The organism is Parasedimentitalea maritima, from assembly GCF_005771405.1.
In the GTDB taxonomy this organism is placed as follows: domain Bacteria; phylum Pseudomonadota; class Alphaproteobacteria; order Rhodobacterales; family Rhodobacteraceae; genus Parasedimentitalea; species Parasedimentitalea maritima.
This window is the reverse complement of record NZ_VAUA01000007.1, coordinates 25,561-42,675: the sequence shown is the minus strand read 5'-3', so window position 1 is coordinate 42,675 and position 17,115 is coordinate 25,561. Positions and strand designations below refer to the sequence as shown.

Annotated in this window: 17 protein-coding genes and 2 tRNA genes; 3 read left to right on the top strand and 16 right to left on the bottom strand. The window is 53.8% G+C overall.

The window, feature by feature from the left end:
* Positions 1-36 precede the first annotated feature (36 nt).
* From FEE96_RS14100 to FEE96_RS14085, 4 genes are all read right to left on the bottom strand, one after another.
* Positions 37-1,644: a COG3904 family protein gene (locus FEE96_RS14100; protein ID WP_138163765.1), complete on the bottom strand. Its 1,608-nt coding sequence runs from the start codon at positions 1,642-1,644 to the stop codon at positions 37-39.
* A gap of 287 nt (positions 1,645-1,931) precedes the next feature.
* Positions 1,932-3,071: an aminotransferase class V-fold PLP-dependent enzyme gene (locus tag FEE96_RS14095; RefSeq protein ID WP_138163764.1), complete on the bottom strand. Its 1,140-nt coding sequence runs from the start codon at positions 3,069-3,071 to the stop codon at positions 1,932-1,934.
* Between the two features lie 70 nt (positions 3,072-3,141).
* Positions 3,142-3,816 carry an amino acid ABC transporter permease gene (locus tag FEE96_RS14090; protein WP_138163763.1) on the bottom strand — a complete coding sequence of 225 codons (675 nt, stop codon included), beginning with the start codon at positions 3,814-3,816 and terminating at the stop codon, positions 3,142-3,144.
* Between the two features lie 330 nt (positions 3,817-4,146).
* A complete protein-coding gene (locus tag FEE96_RS14085; RefSeq protein ID WP_138163762.1) occupies positions 4,147-4,950 on the bottom strand; it encodes a substrate-binding periplasmic protein in 804 nt (267 codons plus the stop codon).
* Positions 4,951-5,151: 201 nt separating this feature from the next.
* Between FEE96_RS14085 and FEE96_RS14080 the strand changes: the two genes are divergently transcribed.
* Together FEE96_RS14080 and FEE96_RS14075 are read left to right on the top strand one after the other, a co-directional pair.
* Positions 5,152-5,814 carry a GntR family transcriptional regulator gene (locus tag FEE96_RS14080; RefSeq protein ID WP_138163761.1) on the top strand — a complete coding sequence of 221 codons (663 nt, stop codon included), beginning with the start codon at positions 5,152-5,154 and terminating at the stop codon, positions 5,812-5,814.
* Positions 5,815-6,059: 245 nt separating this feature from the next.
* A complete protein-coding gene (locus tag FEE96_RS14075) occupies positions 6,060-7,169 on the top strand; it encodes a COG3904 family protein (RefSeq protein WP_138163760.1) in 1,110 nt (369 codons plus the stop codon).
* A 660-nt stretch (positions 7,170-7,829) separates the two neighbouring features.
* Here FEE96_RS14075 and FEE96_RS14070 read toward each other — a convergent pair.
* The 11 genes from FEE96_RS14070 to FEE96_RS23520 all read right to left on the bottom strand — a co-directional run bounded on the left by FEE96_RS14070 (position 7,830) and on the right by FEE96_RS23520 (position 15,614).
* A tRNA-Phe gene (locus FEE96_RS14070) sits at positions 7,830-7,904 on the bottom strand.
* A gap of 81 nt (positions 7,905-7,985) precedes the next feature.
* A complete protein-coding gene (locus FEE96_RS14065; RefSeq protein WP_138163759.1) occupies positions 7,986-8,168 on the bottom strand; it encodes a DNA gyrase inhibitor YacG in 183 nt (60 codons plus the stop codon).
* Complete coding sequence (locus FEE96_RS14060; RefSeq protein WP_138163758.1) at positions 8,165-9,199, bottom strand: ribonuclease E/G; 1,035 nt, start codon at positions 9,197-9,199, stop codon at positions 8,165-8,167. The genes FEE96_RS14065 and FEE96_RS14060 overlap by 4 nt, the downstream gene beginning before the upstream one ends.
* Positions 9,196-9,777 carry a Maf family protein gene (locus FEE96_RS14055; protein WP_138163757.1) on the bottom strand — a complete coding sequence of 194 codons (582 nt, stop codon included), beginning with the start codon at positions 9,775-9,777 and terminating at the stop codon, positions 9,196-9,198. Before FEE96_RS14055 ends, FEE96_RS14060 begins: the two co-directional genes overlap by 4 nt.
* 186 nt (positions 9,778-9,963) lie before the next feature.
* Positions 9,964-10,182 carry a translation initiation factor IF-1 gene (infA, locus tag FEE96_RS14050; RefSeq protein WP_005978431.1) on the bottom strand — a complete coding sequence of 73 codons (219 nt, stop codon included), beginning with the start codon at positions 10,180-10,182 and terminating at the stop codon, positions 9,964-9,966.
* An 863-nt stretch (positions 10,183-11,045) separates the two neighbouring features.
* A complete protein-coding gene (locus FEE96_RS14045) occupies positions 11,046-11,504 on the bottom strand; it encodes an arsenate-mycothiol transferase ArsC (protein ID WP_138163756.1) in 459 nt (152 codons plus the stop codon).
* A gap of 3 nt (positions 11,505-11,507) precedes the next feature.
* A complete protein-coding gene (locus FEE96_RS14040; RefSeq protein WP_138163755.1) occupies positions 11,508-11,987 on the bottom strand; it encodes a UPF0262 family protein in 480 nt (159 codons plus the stop codon).
* A 269-nt stretch (positions 11,988-12,256) separates the two neighbouring features.
* Entirely contained in the window at positions 12,257-13,558 is a 1,302-nt protein-coding gene (gene hisD / locus FEE96_RS14035) for a histidinol dehydrogenase (RefSeq protein WP_138163754.1), read from the bottom strand.
* A 62-nt stretch (positions 13,559-13,620) separates the two neighbouring features.
* The gene (locus FEE96_RS14030; protein WP_138163753.1) at positions 13,621-14,097 is read right to left on the bottom strand and encodes a DUF2948 family protein; all 477 of its coding nucleotides are present in this window, start codon (positions 14,095-14,097) and stop codon (positions 13,621-13,623) included.
* Complete coding sequence (gene murA / locus FEE96_RS14025; RefSeq protein WP_138163752.1) at positions 14,097-15,365, bottom strand: UDP-N-acetylglucosamine 1-carboxyvinyltransferase; 1,269 nt, start codon at positions 15,363-15,365, stop codon at positions 14,097-14,099. Before murA ends, FEE96_RS14030 begins: the two co-directional genes overlap by 1 nt.
* Before the next feature lie 6 nt (positions 15,366-15,371).
* Positions 15,372-15,614 carry a hypothetical protein gene (locus FEE96_RS23520; protein ID WP_158981779.1) on the bottom strand — a complete coding sequence of 81 codons (243 nt, stop codon included), beginning with the start codon at positions 15,612-15,614 and terminating at the stop codon, positions 15,372-15,374.
* A 124-nt stretch (positions 15,615-15,738) separates the two neighbouring features.
* Here FEE96_RS23520 and FEE96_RS14020 point away from each other — a divergent pair.
* A tRNA-Thr gene (locus tag FEE96_RS14020) sits at positions 15,739-15,813 on the top strand.
* A gap of 192 nt (positions 15,814-16,005) precedes the next feature.
* Here FEE96_RS14020 and FEE96_RS14015 read toward each other — a convergent pair.
* Positions 16,006-17,115: an ABC transporter ATP-binding protein gene (locus FEE96_RS14015; RefSeq protein ID WP_138163751.1), complete on the bottom strand. Its 1,110-nt coding sequence runs from the start codon at positions 17,113-17,115 to the stop codon at positions 16,006-16,008.

Sequence of the window (17,115 nt, the reverse complement as noted above, 5' to 3'; positions counted from 1 at the left end):
TAGCGACTGGCTGAACCTGCTCTGGCATCCCTGCACTTAGTGGAAACAAGGCAAACGTACACCGCTGAAATCTGTAGAACAGGCGAATGCTTTGGTGATTTTGTTTTCGTCGGGGCGAATGTCTTTTCCGGGATGGTTGTATTCAACTCTCAGCACATAGCTTTGATTGCCTTGCACAAAAGCTGCCCAATAAAAGGCGCTTCCATTCATGCCGTAGTGACCGCTGCGCACAAAGGAATTGTCAAAATCACGGCTAAGAGCGAGATCGATAAATGAACCATCTGCCTCCTCTTTCAGATCGTGGTAGAGCTGCGCCGTACCAACGCGTTCTGTGATTATGACGTCACCATAGACCCAGCTTCGGGCATCGATTGTGTCGAATAACAGATTTGCGCCATTGCCACTGGACCGCTGAGGCATAGGGCCAAAAGCAGAGGCATAGCGCTGAGAAGCAATATAGTCAGAAATGCTGGCAGGCAGGTCCATCAAGCCTGCGCTTGCCGGTATCATGAAATGATTGAGTGTGTTCATAACCGGACCAATGTTTTTCCCGGGAGAAACCGAAGACCAACCTTGCTCTGTCGCATTTTGGTATTTCAGAAAACTCTCAAGATAGGCCGCGTCAGAAGCAGATCGATAAAGAAAAACGGTCGACGCAATTTCTGAACGATTGTCTTTTGGCACGCCACATGCACTCAGAACGTAGGGTGACTCATCAACTGGAAACCCGCTTATTACGCGATCTGCTTGATCCCGAGACACGTCTTCCATACGGGCGTCGCCAAGGTAGTTTTGTCCCTGTTCCAACGGTATTTTGTAAAACTCAGCAATAAGTCTGGCGCAGACGTTGCGAATTGCATCATTGCTGGAAACGCCAAGTAGATGGGGCGGAAACTGGGGCAAGGTTGTGTTTGTGTAATAAAGCCGCTCTGCTCTATCGATCATGAAATACTCGTCTTGCCCCATTTCAATGATCGCATCAAAAACGAGCGGGTTGATACCAAACCGGTTTAGATGGCCCGCGAATTTTGATATACTCATGCGGGTCAGGTCCAACAGGTTAGTCACCTGTTTTTCTTCCAGGATTTGGCTGACTTTTGAACTCGGGAAGAATGGAGAGTGAAACCCCAGTTTGGCGCCAGGTTCAATTGTGCGGTCTCTAAAGTAGCCAATTCCCCCCGTCGACCAAACTCCGGTTCCTCCTAAAAAGGCAAGCGCGCATGCTGACAGGCAGGATTGGTCTGCTTCAATTACGGTCGCTACTGCATCTTCGCGAAACGCCTCTGCTAGCGCAATCCCTTCAAGCAAACTGCCGCCGGGACTATCAAGTGAGACAACCGCCCGCACGCCAGTACCATCTGGACCGCATTCGTCAGCTGAGCATCCAAGCACACGCTCCAGTGCAGTTTTGTACTTTTCCACATCGCCCCTGAGGATGATCCCTTCCAGACGCAGCAGCGGCACTGTTTTAGACTGCGAAAACCGGTAATTTACAATATGGACGTCGGCTGCTGTGGCCACACTGGCAGCGACACACCACAGCAATGTAGTAGTTAGCGTGGTCAGGGTAAGAGTCGCCTGCTGGTACGCGGCACACAAGCGTTGAACCTTGTCAAAAAAGGCCTGCGGGAAGATTTTATTCATTCGATTTTCAATTCTCAATAACCGACATTCCGCAAGTGGCACGCCTTGCGACCCAAGATGAGACTGAGTCGCGGTTTGATCAAGTCATTTACTACGTCGCGCTTGATCCGGAAATATACGGCCAAAGCTAACATTCGCAGAGGGTAAGGCAGGTCTAAGTTTGCTTGCCAGTTCACAGTACTGGCAAGCAAAACAGTATCTCCGCTTAGGTAGAAAAGTAGTACATCCTACTAATCCAATCACTGAGTTTTCCGAAGCACGCCAGACCTAATCGAACGCCGCCGTATTCACACAGCTTTTAAACTTTGGTGCAACGCGTTGATGCCATCGGACGTTGTGACAAAGCCCGGTGAAAGGCGCAGGGTTTGGCCGCGCGCATCCGCATAAATATGGTTGGTCTTCAGGGTGTTCAACACATGTGCAGCGGGCATTTCGGGCGGCAGTTTTACCATGATGCTTCCACCCCGATTGCTGGCTGAACGAGGAGTGCAAAGGTTCAAATTCAGGTCGTCGATCACGTCAATAATTTGACTGGTCAGGTTGTGATTATGCGCCACTAGCTCCTCGCGGTTTTGCGCTGCGTGCCACTTTAGTGCAGGCAGAGAGGCGATGTTCGCAACCATTCCCGGTGTGCCGTGATCAAACCGACGACTATCAGGCGCATATTCAAACTTATCCAATTCCCACGAAAATGGATCTGGCTGAGAGAACCAGCCGCGCAATCCTGGCTCGCATTCTAGGGTAAGTTCGTTGGCAACATATAAGATACCCGCACCCGGCGTGCCACAAAGCCATTTCAAACTGGTCGAAACAGTAAAATCAATCTCAGGTGCCATCACATCGAAAGGCAGCAGTCCCGCGGCTTGAGTTATATCGACGCCAATCAGGCTTCCCATCTTGCGGCCGTGCGCCACGAGGGGTTCCAAATCAATCTTGTGAGACGAGGTCGAAGAGACCCAAGTGAGTAAGGCCAGACCCACGTCCGGGCCCCAGCTTGCGAGCATGTCTTCATCTTCCACCCAAGACGCACCTTGGCGCATCGGCACCGTGTCGAGGCTAAAGCCAAGGCGTTCAGAAATACCCGACAACATGAAGTGGAGCGAGGGAAAGCAATCAGCGGCAACCAATACCCGCTTCCCTTTAAGGTACTTCTCAGGCAAGGCGCCAATCAATGAATAGAGCGAGGCGGTGACGTTCTCTGAGGTCGTGAGCGTGCCTTCTGGTGCATTTATCAAATGCCGCCAACCATCAATGAATTCCTGGCGCTTCGGCAGTACGTTCGCCCAATGCTCGTCGTTGGTGGCACCCCAAAATCCAGCAAATTCAGCCAGCGCCAGCGCACTATCTTTAGCCTTGCCGTGGTATTGACCAATGGAATGGTACAGCAAATAACCGGATCCGTCGGGAGCGTTAGGGGCGTTAGTCATGGGAATTCCTGTATTGATGTGACTTTGCGGACAACTCTTTTGAGTTATGCGCTATGGGATGCGACGAAGATCAGCGGCCGTAGGCTTGTTTGAATCGCTCTTCAAGACGGCTGGTAAAGCGTACCAAGGGCCAAAGCAGAACAATGTAAAAAACGGCAGCTAGAATGAGCGGGGTCGGGTTTGCGAACAAAGCCTGCGCGTCGGTGGCCTGTTTCAACAGATCATTCATCGCGACGACCGAAGCCAGTGACGTGTCTTTAAAAATCGATACCGAATAGGAGGCCAACGGGGGAATAACGATGCGCAGGGCTTGGGGCAATATGACCTTTTGCATCGTGCGCGGAAAGGAAAGGCCAAGGGCGGTTGCCGCTTCAAACTGACCTTTGGGAACGGCCTCAATTCCAGCGCGCACGACTTCGGCGGAATAGGCCGCCAGAACCATCGACAAAGCAACAGCTGCCGCAACAAAAGAGGATAGGGTTATGCCAGCGAATGGCAGGGCGTAATAGACCAGGATCAAGACAACAAGAATTGGAATTGCGCGCAAAAGGTCGATGTAGGCCACCGCCAAGAGACGCAACGGCTTTGGTGCATAAAGACGCACGAGGCAGACAAGTACACCCAGAATTCCGCCGAAAAATATTGCCGTGAGCCCCAGCACGATTGTGTTGGTCAACCCTCGCAATAAAATCGGGAACGCCCGTTGCATCACGCTGACGTTGAAGAAAATGTCGAGAATTTCCATGTTAGGCGTCTCTTTTCGATAAAAAACTGTCAGAATGGTAGCATCCTGCCAGCGTGGTATTGCCTGTCGCATCGATGCGATCTATCGGCGCGTTCTGCATCATATTCGTCTTGTTTTTGGCGCTACGCCCAACCGTCTGGTGGCAAAGGGCCGGTTTCGTCACAGCGCAGCCCAGACTAAGAGCCGAGCTGCAGAAATGGCACCATGGTGAGGGAAAGGCGGGCTTCGAAGGCCTGGGAGTGAAGAGCAAAAATGCTCGGCAGTACAAAATCTCAGCTCCAACACTGCGGGAAAACAGATGCCCCCGCAGTGCATTTTTGGAACCTGGCCCTATTCTGACGATGTGGGTACGGGAAGCGGCTGCAACGTGAGACTGTTTGCAGCAGGTTTGGCCCCAAACCATTTCTCATAGATCGTCGACATTGTGCCGTCGTTTTTCATCTCTGTGAGAATGGCGTTTGCAGGCTCTACCAGCGGCGAGTCTTTTGGCATCATGATTGCGAATTTTTCGCCGGTAACGATTTCATGCGCGACTTCAAGACCTTCAGTCTGAGCAAATGCATAGCGCAACCCAACGACATCGTTAACCACTGCGTCAACCCGGCCGTTGCGCAGATCAGCCAGCATATTGGCAACGCTGGTATAGCTATTGTAATTTGCATAACCAAGTTCAGCTTCGCGTTCTTTTAGCCAGATCTCGGGCGCCGAGGTCGCGATAGAACCAACATTTTTGCCAGCCAGATCGTCAAGTTTTCCAATGGCAGAGCCACTACGGACACCAACAGCCATCGCACCCTCTACATAGGGCTGCAAAAAGGATTGAGTTTCCAAACGGGCGTCGGTGATTGTCAGTGATGAAATCACCATATCGGCGCGGCCGGAGGCGGCAGCCACAAACAAGGCTTGGAAATCGTAGCCCTTAATATCGACATTGCGGTCCAGTCGCGATGCGACTTCGGTTACGACATCAACTTCAAATCCCTTGAAATCGCCGGCCTCATCTTTGAATTGCCACGGCGGATTGGCGGGATAGGCCGCGATGTTCAATGTTTCTTGAGCGGTGGCGAATGTTGTGCCGATCAGCATCAAAGAGATCGATGTGAAAGCAAGTGTCGCGCGTCTTGTAAACTTCATTGGAAGTCTCCCCAGTGTTGACAGTCTCTCGAGCAATGACGCGCTTCTAAAAGGAATTTGCGCCAAACTGTATACTGTTTGTACGCGCCATTTTGTATTTTCATCAAGAACTTTTCTGAATTATCGAATTATGCGTTGATATTTCAAGAAAATTTACCCCTAACCCTTTCGTCTTGAGCTTAAATAGTATACAGTTATGTCATGCAAACAGATGTAAACAAAAAGATCCCAGCCCGAAAACTGAGCCATCGCGACAGGATTTATCAGGACTATCTGACGCGCATTCAGCGCGGCGAAGTTGCGCCTGAAGATCGTCTGGTCGACACCACGATTGCCGCCAGTCTTGGGGTGTCGCGCATGCCCGTTCGTGACGCGATGATGCGGTTGGTGCACGAAGGGTATCTGATCACCTCCTCACGCGGATTCAAATTGCCTGTCTGGGACAAAAAGAGTGTTCTGGAAGTGTTTGAATTACGCCGCCTTCTCGAACCTCGCGCCGCCGGGCTCGCCGTTCAGAATGCAACGCCTGAAATTCTTGATGCGCTGACAGATGCCTTTGCAAATGCCGAAAATACCATGGCAAGCGACGACATCCGACATTTCTATCGCGCCTGCGAGGTTTTTCGCAATTTATGGCTGTCAGCAGTGCCAAATACCCAGCTTCGCCAAATGATTGACCGCTACCTGAGCCAAATTCAAGCGGTCCGCATGGTCACCATGGGTGACGCTGAATCACACGCGCTGATCGTTGCCGGGCAAAGGCAGCTACTGGCGGCTTTTCACGCTAAGGACTCACTCAAAGCCTTCGATTGCATGACCCGCTACGTCTACGACGGCGAAGCCAAATATCTGGAGAGAGTGTAACATTGTCCAGTGAGAGGCATCTGGCGAGGTCAGCACAATAGATGAGTGAACGAATGGGCCTATAATGCCGATCTGGAAGACAGGGCAAATGTTCTAACACCTCACATCCACCTCGGTTACCGCGACCCAACACCCGACTGTTGGGATTGCCTCCAACTGCTTCGAATTTTGCATTTTGGAACTTTCAGCTACGTAGTTTCACAGGAAACAGAGACCATTGGCTTCTATGCAGTGGAGTTCAAACCGTGAGATTTTTGCTTGCCACCTTACTCATTTCATTTTTGACAGCAGCGCCTGTTGCGGCGATGGACTTCATTCTTGGCGGAACCGACCACAAAACAAACGACGCAAACTGGATTCAGGCCAGTGGCCCAATTGACGAGGAAACGGCAGCCGATTTCCAAACCTTCCTTGCAGAGGGGCCTGGCTGGCTTCCCAAGCGGATACGCTTCAATTCGCCCGGTGGCAGCTTGGCGCAGGGCATCCAGCTCGGCGCGGAACTGCGACGCCTTGGGTTTGCAACAGAAGTTGGCAACCATGAGCCCCATCCGGATTGGCCAAACATGTCTTCCTGGGACTTCACACGTCGCACTCCGGGTATCTGCGCTTCGGCCTGTGCTTATGCCTTCATGGGAGGTGTTGAGCGCCGGGTCGATCATGGCTCTCGGATCGGGGTTCACCAATTCTACAGCGCCGCCCGGTCGGATGGAGGATCGGACAGCCACCCCATTCTTGTCCAACAGGGAGTAGAGCAGGAACTGGTCTCACAGCTGCTCGATTACACACTAAGGATGGGAGTGGATGGTCGCGTTCTGGTGCATGCTGGCCTAAGTCAACCACACGAGATGTATTGGATCGGATCAGGGGCTGAGGCGCTGCAAACCAAGCTTGCCTACGCGCCAACTGAATGGGGAAAATGGGAAATTGAATTGCTCGGCCAAGGTGTAATTGCGGTGTCCAAGCGAGCAGATGAACTGTACAAGATGACCGCACTCTGCACTGATACAGAAGGCGCGTTTTTTGATTTATTCGTTACTGAAGATCCAAAGATAGACTCTGATTGGAGCGTCCGGACCTGGCTGATCAATCAGTGCCTACCAGCTGGCTCCTTCTTACAGGGACAAGGAGCCCATCGCATCCTTGGAAAGCGAGTTGAGACTGCCAACATTCGCATCATGGATCGCCCGCGCGGCTTCGGCGTTCGGTTCCCGCTCGGACGCATCCCGGTGGTTCAAGGTCAGCCCTCTTTTCTCTATGACGACACCTTCGGCGCCTGCACCACAGAGCGTTTCATGGGAAACCGTGAAAGAATGGTACAAGCTATCCAGATAGCTTTTCGCAACTGTATCCAGTGACTGTTTCTGTTTGGAAAAATGCAAGCGACCCCGACTGCTCTGTATCCATTTAAGACCACAGCTTCGACAGACCGGCACCAAGAGCGCCATCCCGTCAATCGTCACCATAATGTACGTCGTCAGACATTTTCGCACCCGTTAGCGGAAGTCCAAATACTAGACACTACCGGACATTCGATCTTCGAGCCGGTACACTCGACTTAGTGAAGAAGCCAACGTTTGCTGTGATCAGCATGTCTGACATCAGCGCCAATGGGTCCAAATAGCGCAATTTGATAAAAGAGGGTTGTTGGCTCATCGTTACCACTGAGGAGTGGACGATGCGAAAGACAACCAAGAGCCCGGGCGAGAAGATCGTACTGTCCATCTTAATGTGGCCAGGTAACAGCTGAACTGCGCGTAAGTTGCCAGCCTACCTGTAGATCTGCGAACCTTGGTGCGACGCATCGAATGCATACCATAGAGCACGGATCTTCGCATCCCTCAGAACTGACATCTGGGGGCAACCTTAATTTCCACTCTCCGCTGCACCCCAAGCCATACCCCCAATGAGGGAGAATTCAGTAGGATTACTTTGGACAACCTCGGACATCTCGTTCGAGATTGTCGATAGAAACTAAAGTATTACAGGATGTATTAGACCACAACTGGAAGATATTGTGGTGCCCAGGGGCGGAATCGAACCACCGACACGAGGATTTTCAATCCACTGCTCTACCCCTGAGCTACCCGGGCACGGGAAGGCTTATCGCCTTGGGTGTGGGCCTTCTATGACGTCGGGGTCACAGTGTCCAGAGGCATTTTTCAAGAAAACTACTAATGTTTGGTTTGAGTATTTCGGTCTGCTTCTTCCAATGCTTTTTCGAGATCTTCTGGGTTCTGACTCGGCACTGAATATGAACCGCTCAACCATTTTCCCAAGTCGATATCAGCACAGCGTTTGCTACAAAACGGGCGGTAGGTCGCAACGGTTTCTTTATCGCAAATTGGGCAGCTCATGACAGCAACTCGCTCAGCAAATTTGTCAATGTTGCCCGACCACGTTTGCGCTGCAGCTCATAGTGCCCTAGCGGCGTCCAGCCCACCAACAATGTCTCTTCGGTGTCAGCACGAAATGCGGCGCGTAGCGCAGTTTCAAAGGCACGTCTGTCCTTTTTCGGCATGGGAGCCAGGTCTAGTACGATCTGACCGCCCAACCCACGCAGCCGCAGCGCGCGCGGCAGGGCCTTAGCACAGGCCATATTGGCCTTAACGCCAGCCGCCAGTGATACATCAGCGCCCGTGTTCACATCCACGGCGACCAATGCCCGGGTGGGTTCGACAAACAAAAAGGCGCCGCCTGACATCGGCTCGCGAATATCACGCACAACTTCCAGCGCTTCCAGCACACCGTGGTGTTCAAACCCGCCTGGCTCGCGTTCAATTTCGGCCGCTTCTGACCAGTCACGCCAGGCCAGCAGATGCGGCGTATCCCCTTCGGTCAACGCCTGTGGCTCGGTGCCTTGATCCGCCATCACAGCAGCCGCCATATCAGCCATGGCCGAAATATCGTCGGCAATTTCATCTGCATCAGCGCCATCGCAAGCCGACCGCAGAATCAACCCATGTTCACTATCACCCATAGTCTCATGTGCCACTTCCAGCAGCCGGTTGCGCTCGTCCTCGTCGCGGATCGAGCGCGAGATGTTTAATCCCGGAGCCTCAGGCGTGACAATGGCATATCGGCTTTTGAACAGGATCTTTTGGGTGACCGGGATCGCCTTGCCATCTTCGGCATAGCCCGTGACCTGGACCAACAGCATTTGACCCGGCGCCAACCCCTTGACCTGACGTAAAAATGCTGGGCCATCCGGCGTGCTCAGGAACATCCCTCCCTGCCCTTTGACCGGACGGTCAGCGCGGGCCCGGTAGATGGTCCCTGGCGTTGGCAAATCGCTTTCGATCAGAACATCGTCCAGCTTGCCATTCACCATCAGCGCCGCAGCTTCACGGCCCTTTACGTGGTCAAGAATGATAGTACGGCCCTTCATGCGGCGGCCTCCTTATGAACTGAATATCCCGCGACTTGCAGCAGGTTTGCGGTTTCGGCCAATGGCAGGCCGACGATGCCTGTAAACGAACCACTGATCCAGGGGATCAGCGCGCCTGCCGGCCCCTGAATGGCATAGCCACCCGCCTTGCCCTGCCAGTCATTACTGGCAAGATACGCATTGAGTTCAAGATCAGACAGCCGTTTCATCCGCACCTGAGACACGACATCCTTTTGCCAGATTTTGTCTCCGCGGCGCAGCGATAGTGCTGTGATCACCCGGTGCCGACGACCAGACAGGGCCAGCAGGAATTCTGCGGCTTCACCAGCATCAGCAGGCTTGCCCAAAATTCTGCGGCCCAGCGCTACAGTCGTATCCGCACACAGAATCAGGTCATCGCTATCAGCCCGGACCGCCATCGCCTTTTCGTGCGCAATGCGATTGCAGTAGTCCCGTGGCAGTTCGGCTTTCTTCGGGGTTTCATCGATATCAGGAGGTCGCACATCATCAGGGGTGATCCCCAATTGCGCCAAAAGTTCCAGCCGCCGCGGACTGCCTGATCCCAAAATGAATGCCATCACTGACCCTTTTGTCTTTGTGAGTCTGCTTACATCTCAGCAGACACTTATCAGAAGTCACCACTCAAACCGGGCAATCTTCTTTTGATAGAATGCCTCAACAAGAGGCCTTGGCCTTGCAATACAAAGCCGAATGACAAAAGCCCGGCGGGTAAGCCGGGCTTTGATCGTCAATCAGGATCGCGCTTACTTGAAGCGATAGTTGATCCGTCCCTTGGTCAGGTCATAAGGAGTCATCTCCACCTGAACCTTGTCGCCAGCCAGAACGCGGATGCGGTTTTTGCGCATCTTGCCTGCCGTGTGTGCGATGATCTCATGGCCGTTTTCCAGCTCGACCCGAAACGTCGCATTGGGCAAGAGTTCCTTCACGACACCGGGAAATTCGAGCGTATCTTCCTTGGCCATGTTCTCTCCATTTTGGTTATCCCCGCCGATATGCGGGATGTGCGCTTAAATGGGGGCTTTTGCCCTGATTTTCAAGGGCGCAATCGCCGCTGGGGGCTAAATGTGACCGATTTCACCCGCTCACCCTGCTCATCCCGTTAACGGCGGTTCAGAACCAGCCCATTTGAGCGCACATGCGTAGCATCTGCAAGGCGGATTGCAACCATAGCCCACTCCGGCATGCTTACTTATTTTCAACCAACCCCAGCGCGCATGAACCCGGTGACTAAGAGGCCAGAGCTGACAGCCAAACCGATGCTTACATCCAACGTATACAGCCATTCTATCGAACCAACAAACGACGTCATAGCATTCAAACTTGGTGTTACCGAGCCAAAATCATCGCACCAATCCGTTCATGTCGGGGACGTCATGAGCCCCTTATCCAAAAATAAAATAGTCGTTCTATAACAGCATCATACACCAGAGCAAACCATGAGGACACGCACAAACTTAAATAGGATCCACGAGTTCTCACGCTAAATCTCACACTTTGACCAATCCGAGAACTGCTGTTCCAGAGCCTATTGCCGCTATGTGGCAGCGGGTAAACTCTGCCCGATTGACTGACAGCTGCAGCCCGCAGAGCAGTGGCGCCAGCTCCATCGAGGCTTACACGGGAACCATCGAATTCCCCCCCTAAGGTAAGATGCCGACATTCCAAGAGACAGCTTCGCCTGCATTTTGTTCCATCTATAACAACATGCGAGTGCATTTACTGCCGTATCGCGCCAATTATACGGATATGGCGAGGAACTAGGGCTAAACTCTGAAGTCTCTCAATGATCCCGATATCAGCGAATCAGTAGCAAAGTACCCGCAGCTTATTGCTTTTGGGTTGGCGCGCCCCAGCGTTTGGTTAGATGTTGGATGATCTGATCGCGGGATTGGCGATAGCTAGCCAGTTTTGCTTCACGGCCTTCGCCCAAGCCGGTAGGGTCCATAATTGGCCAGTACTCAACATCCAAATGAAAAAACCTGGTCAACTCCAATGCCCGGCGCTGGCTGGCAGGAGACAAGGCGACAACCAGATCAAACGATGAGAGATCATCGCCCCAGCGCTCCATCTCGTCAAACGAACGCGAACGATGGCGGGACAATTCAACGCCGATCTCCTGACAAACTGAGATCGAAAAACCGTCAATTTCCATGTCGGTCTTAACCCCAGCCGACTGCACATAGGTACCGGTGCCGTAGAATTTTTTCATAATGCCCTCGGCCATGGGCGAGCGCACCGAGTTATGGTCACAACAAAACAATACCGATTGTGGCAACTCGCTCAACCGTCAGCCTCCGAAATGCAGCACACAGATCAACGTAAACAAACGTCGGGCGGTGTCGGTATCAATCTCTGCTTTACCTGCCAACCGCTCTTGCAACACACGACTGCCTTCGTTGTGAATGCCGCGGCGCGCCATATCGATTGTTTCGATTTGGCTAGGCGGTAGCGTTTTGACGGCTGTGAAATAGCTTTCGCAAATCTGGTAGTAGTCTTTAACCACCTGTCGAAATGGTGACAACGACAGATGAAATTCTGCTGCTTTACCGCCGTTCTCGGTTGCAACATCAAAAACCAATCGCTTATCACGAATGGCCAGTCCCAGATGGTAAGGGCCCGGCGGCAGGTCACGATCATCCCGTGACGGCAATGCGAAGGAGTTTTCCTCAATCAGGTCAAAAATCGCCACCCTGCGTTCCTGCTCAATCTCAGGCGTCGGCGGAGGCAGATTACGATCGTCCAACTCGATGTGACTAATGCGGCTCATTCTTTTTTGTCTCACTGCACGTATGCGTTGCTTCAGAGGTATCTCAAGCCGGCAACGGGGGCAATGCGCGGCGTTTAAACAAATGACAAGCAAGCATCACCGGCAAAGTACCGCAAAAAAGCCTTTATGCCTCCGGCGGGGACGCCGATGACCGCGCTAGGTGAAGCTTCCTGGGTACTCCAGGAAGCGGATCCCTTATTCATCTAGCCCTAAATATCCCGGGGTGAATTGACCGCAGGTCAAGTGGGGCAGAGCCCCACCTTTTCCACTCAATCGTTCAGCGCGTCCAACCGTGCCCGTACAGACAATCCATGTGCTTCAAGGCTTTCACTGATCGCCAGAGCCTCAGCTGCAGGCCCAATCGCGCGTAAGGCGGCTGGGGTCATCTGGCTAAGGGTGGTGCGCTTGAGGAAATCCATCACCGATAGCCCGGACGAAAACCGCGCCGAGCGTGCAGTGGGCAGCACATGATTGGGGCCACCAACATAGTCGCCAATCGCCTCGGGGGTATATTGTCCAAGAAAAATAGCACCGGCATGCACTGTCTTTTGGCTATACATCTCTGGATCAGCCACGCAGAGTTCCAGATGTTCGGGGGCTATGCGGTTGGACAGTGCGGCGGCCTGATCCAGATCTGCCACGGTGATCACTGCACCAAAATCGCGCCAGCTGGGGCCAGCTATGGCGCGCCGTTGCAGCGTTTCTAGCCGTTTCTCAACCGCATCAGCCACTGCACGACCAAATTCCGCATTGTCTGTTATTAGGATCGACTGGGCGCTTTCGTCGTGTTCAGCCTGACTCAGCAAGTCGAGCGCGATCCAGTCCGGGTTGTTGTCTTTGTCAGCAATCACCAGAATTTCGGAAGGACCGGCGATCATATCGATACCCACCTTACCAAACACCCGCCGTTTAGCCGCCGCAACAAAGGCGTTGCCGGGGCCTGTGATTTTATCCACAGGAGCGATGCTTTCAGTCCCATACGCCAGTGCTGCGATCGCCTGCGCACCGCCGATACGGTAGACCTCATCCACGCCAGCGATCCGGGCCGCCAGTAAAACCAGCGGGTTAATCTGCCCATCCGGTGTTGGAACCGTAATCGCCAACCGCTGCACACCTGCAACTTTGGCTGGAATGGCGTTCATCAACACCGAAGAGGGATAGGTGGCCAGGCCACCCGGCACATAAAGACCAGCGGCCGACACCGGCGACCAGCGCCAGCCCAGGGTCGCACCGGCCTCGTCCGTCCAACTGTCGTCCGCTGGCATCTGTCGCTCATGATAGGCGCGGATACGCTCAGCAGCCAATTCCAATGCTGCACGATCCTCCGCGGACACCTGAGCAATGGCCCTATCAATTTCCTCGACCGAGAATGCCATCCCCTTGGCCGTCAAATCCAGACGATCAAACTTTGAGGTCAGCTCAAGCACTGCGGCATCACCCCGGTGGCGGACATCAGCGATGATATCCGCGACAACCGCATCAACATCGGGGCTGTCTTCTCGCTTAGCCCCCAGCAGTGCTGCAAACTTGGTTTCAAAATCAGGCGCGGTGGCATCAAGAAACTGCGGCATCGGGCTCTCCTTTGAGCGCTGAATAGCCGGGCACGCAGGCAGGCTCAAGCAAATTGGGGTGGTTAGTCCCCATGTCCCGGAGCCTTACCCGAGGGGGCCTGATACGGGCGGGTAACATCGCGTAGTGTGACGCCAAGCGCTTCGACCGACAAACGCAGCACACCATCACCCGCCAGTGTCAGCAATACATGCCCAGTGCCATCTTCGCCGGGTTCAAAGCTCACATCCAAGAGCGACAGAATGATGTCCCGATCGCTACGATCGACTCCCTGCGATGCCACCGACAACACATTGTCGATGACAAGCAAGGACTGCACGCGTTCATAGGCGCGGCCACGGGCTTTGGCAGCGTCACTGTCTTCCCAACGGAACCGGTTCAACAGCAGTGCAAAACGGAACTGCTTTGCCTCCCAGCGCATTTCGGTGACCGGGAACACCGCATCCTGCGTCAGTGACGAGATAACTTGCAGGTCCTCACCTGTCAGTGCGCCAAGGTTCAACGGTGCTTCGCCGCCCTCTTCAAATGTTGCGTCGGCCATTATTGTCCCTTGATCCGTTCAATTTTTGCGCCAACACCTGAAAGCTTGCCCACCACATGCTCATAGCCGCGATCCAGATGATAAACCCGGCTGACCACAGTTTCACCCTCAGCAGCCAAGCCAGCCAGGATGAGAGACACCGAAGCCCGTAGGTCGGTTGCCATCACAGGGGCGCCTTTCAATCGGTCTACGCCGGTCACTGTGGCAGTCCCACCATGCACATCAATCTGTGCGCCCATCCGGATCAACTCAGGAGCATGCATGAACCGGTTTTCAAAAATCTTCTCTTCCAGCACCGAGGTGCCATCAGCGGTGCACAGCAATGCCATCATCTGAGCCTGCAGATCGGTTGGGAAACCGGGGAAGGGTTCGGTAACAACATCTACGGCGCTAATCCGACCATTGCGGCGCGCAACTTTCAGACCTCTGTCAGTTTCCTCGACCGAGATTCCAGCGGCGTCCAGCTTTTCGCAGAATGCACCTACCAGATTTAGGCGACCACCCAGCAGCTCAACCTCGCCGCCGCAGATAGCTGGCGCCAGCATGTAGGTGCCCAGCTCAATTCGGTCTGTAACAACAGGGTGCGTCGCCCCGTGCAACCGGTCAACACCCTGAACGGTAATGGTTGATGTACCGTCGCCGTCAATCTGGGCCCCCATTTTACGCAGACAATCCGCCAGATCCACAATTTCCGGCTCACGCGCAGCGTTGTTGATAACCGTGGTGCCCTTGGCCAGGGTCGCTGCCATCAGTACGTTTTCAGTGGCCCCGACTGAAACCAGCGGGAAATCAACGGTTCCGCCCTTTAGCCCACCAGGGGCCTTAGCGTGGACATAGCCGTCTTTCAGCTCCAGCTCGGCGCCCAGCGCTTCTAGTGCTTTAAGGTGCAAATCAACCGGCCGGGCGCCAATTGCGCAGCCGCCGGGCAACGACACAACCGCATGTCCGTCCCGCGCCAGCATCGGCCCCAGCACCAGAATCGACGCACGCATTTTACGCACGATGTCATAATCCGCAGTATGATTGTTGATATCGTGGCTGGACATCGCCAGCACCTGACCGTCCTGAAGGCTGGTAACTTCGGCACCCAGCGACTGCAGCAGCTCGGTCATGGTTTTAATATCGCTAAGCCGTGGCGCATTGGTCAGCGTAAGCGGCTCTTCGCTGAGCAGCGTTGCCGGCATCAGCGTTAAGCAGGCGTTTTTTGCCCCTGCAATCGGAATTTGGCCGTTCAGCTCGCCGCCGCCACTTACCAGTATCGAATCCATCTGCCGTTATCCTTCTGACTTGCCTGTCTGTTTATTATCGGCACCTGTGCCTGATCGCGCCTTTGCCTGAGCCTTGCGCCGGGCCATATTGGCCTTCAGCGCGGCCTTTAGCCGGTCTTCGCGTGCAGGGGAATTATTGCCGCTTTTGGGTGTTTTCTTATCTGCCATAAACCCTGTGTAACTCAGTCTGAAAAAACCGTCCAGATTACCCTTGCACAGTTCTTCGATTGCCCCTAAAAGCCCCCTCACCGGCGCTGCTGCAGCCCAGAGAGAGTTCTTTCTGATGCAAAACAGGTTCGGTTGGTTAGGTTGCCGAACGATACGGGGTTTTCCAGTCCCACAGGCCGCCTGATAAGATGCTGGAAAACGGTGCGCTGTGGTAGCTCAGTGGTAGAGCACACCCTTGGTAAGGGTGAGGTCTGGAGTTCAATCCTCCATCACAGCACCATTTCTATATATCTACAGCAAATAGTCGACTTGATAGCATTCTTGTCTGTTGGGTCACAGCCCAACTGAATCTGTTGGTACTTACCTGCAGTTCCATCAGCCTCACAGACAAACAGGCATCCCAGCACACTGCTGAAATGCCTGTTTTAGGTAACAATCAAGTCCCGTTTTGCAATCTCTGGTCAGATGCGTCTCAATCCAGCCGAAGCCCTGATTCGGGATCAAATAAGCAGGCGCGTTCGGTTTCGATGGTGAAATCCATCGTGCCCTCAAGGATCTTGGTATAGCCCGAAGTGCCGCGCGCCAGCACTTCTTGGTTGTTCCAGTTCAAAACGCAGAGTGTATCCGCACCGGTGGCTTCGGTGACGTCGATTTCACACTGTACGCACTGACCGGCATCTGTGGTTCCCTGACTGATCATCTCAGGCCGCAGCCCCATCACAACCTTTCGCCCGACATAGCCATCTAACCGCGCAGTATGGGCGCTGAGATCCAGCAAGACGGGCTTATCAGCACCGTCCGCGCGCAGGGTGACCCATGCCGCCGGACCCGCCTCTCCTGCCTCGACAGTGATGTCGAGAAAATTCATCGGTGGAGACCCAACAAGACCGGCAACAAACATATTGGCAGGGTGTTCATAGATTTCAGCCGGAGAGGCCAGTTGCTGGACCTCACCATCTTTCAGGATGGCGATACGATCTGCCAGTGTAAGCGCCTCGATCTGGTCATGGGTGACATAGACCATGGTGGCATTCAGCCGCTTATGCAGGCGTTTGATCTCGGTACGCATCTCTAACCGTAGCTTGGCATCGAGGTTCGAGAGCGGTTCATCGAACAGGAAAACTTCAGGATCACGCACCAGCGCCCGCCCCATCGCCACCCGCTGGCGCTGCCCGCCAGACAGTTGCGCCGGTTTACGATCTAACAGATGATCCATGCGCAGAGTCTTCGCGACCTGCTCTACCCGAAGGGCGCGCTCGGCCTTAGGCACACCGCGCATTTCCAGACCAAAGGCAATATTCTGCCCCACCGTCATCGTCGGGTATAGCGCGTAGGATTGGAACACCATGGCGATATCACGGTCTTTGGGATGTACGTCATTGACCACCCGATCCCCAATCATGATCTCACCTTCGGTCAGGTCTTCCAACCCGGCGATCATGTTCAAGAGAGTGGACTTCCCGCAGCCCGATGCGCCAAGCAGCACCAGGAATTCGCCATCGCGAAGGTCGATAGACACGCCCTTCAGGACCTCAACATGACCGTAGCGTTTGACTGCATTTTTGATTGTCAGAGATGCCAT

Bases quoted from the DNA above. Each gene is read 5' to 3' on its own strand.
- FEE96_RS14100 (WP_138163765.1), bottom strand. From the start codon at position 1,644: ATGAATAAAATCTTCCCGCAGGCCTTTTTTGACAAGGTTCAACGCTTG.
- FEE96_RS14095 (WP_138163764.1), bottom strand. From the start codon at position 3,071: ATGACTAACGCCCCTAACGCTCCCGACGGATCCGGTTATTTGCTGTAC.
- FEE96_RS14090 (WP_138163763.1), bottom strand. From the start codon at position 3,816: ATGGAAATTCTCGACATTTTCTTCAACGTCAGCGTGATGCAACGGGCG.
- FEE96_RS14085 (WP_138163762.1), bottom strand. From the start codon at position 4,950: ATGAAGTTTACAAGACGCGCGACACTTGCTTTCACATCGATCTCTTTG.
- FEE96_RS14080 (WP_138163761.1), top strand. From the start codon at position 5,152: ATGCAAACAGATGTAAACAAAAAGATCCCAGCCCGAAAACTGAGCCAT.
- FEE96_RS14065 (WP_138163759.1), bottom strand. From the start codon at position 8,168: ATGAGCTGCCCAATTTGCGATAAAGAAACCGTTGCGACCTACCGCCCG.
- FEE96_RS14060 (WP_138163758.1), bottom strand. From the start codon at position 9,199: ATGAAGGGCCGTACTATCATTCTTGACCACGTAAAGGGCCGTGAAGCT.
- FEE96_RS14055 (WP_138163757.1), bottom strand. From the start codon at position 9,777: ATGGCATTCATTTTGGGATCAGGCAGTCCGCGGCGGCTGGAACTTTTG.
- infA (WP_005978431.1), bottom strand. From the start codon at position 10,182: ATGGCCAAGGAAGATACGCTCGAATTTCCCGGTGTCGTGAAGGAACTC.
- FEE96_RS14040 (WP_138163755.1), bottom strand. From the start codon at position 11,987: ATGAGCCGCATTAGTCACATCGAGTTGGACGATCGTAATCTGCCTCCG.
- hisD (WP_138163754.1), bottom strand. From the start codon at position 13,558: ATGCCGCAGTTTCTTGATGCCACCGCGCCTGATTTTGAAACCAAGTTT.
- FEE96_RS14030 (WP_138163753.1), bottom strand. From the start codon at position 14,097: ATGGCCGACGCAACATTTGAAGAGGGCGGCGAAGCACCGTTGAACCTT.
- murA (WP_138163752.1), bottom strand. From the start codon at position 15,365: ATGGATTCGATACTGGTAAGTGGCGGCGGCGAGCTGAACGGCCAAATT.
- FEE96_RS14015 (WP_138163751.1), bottom strand. From the start codon at position 17,115: ATGGCATCTCTGACAATCAAAAATGCAGTCAAACGCTACGGTCATGTT.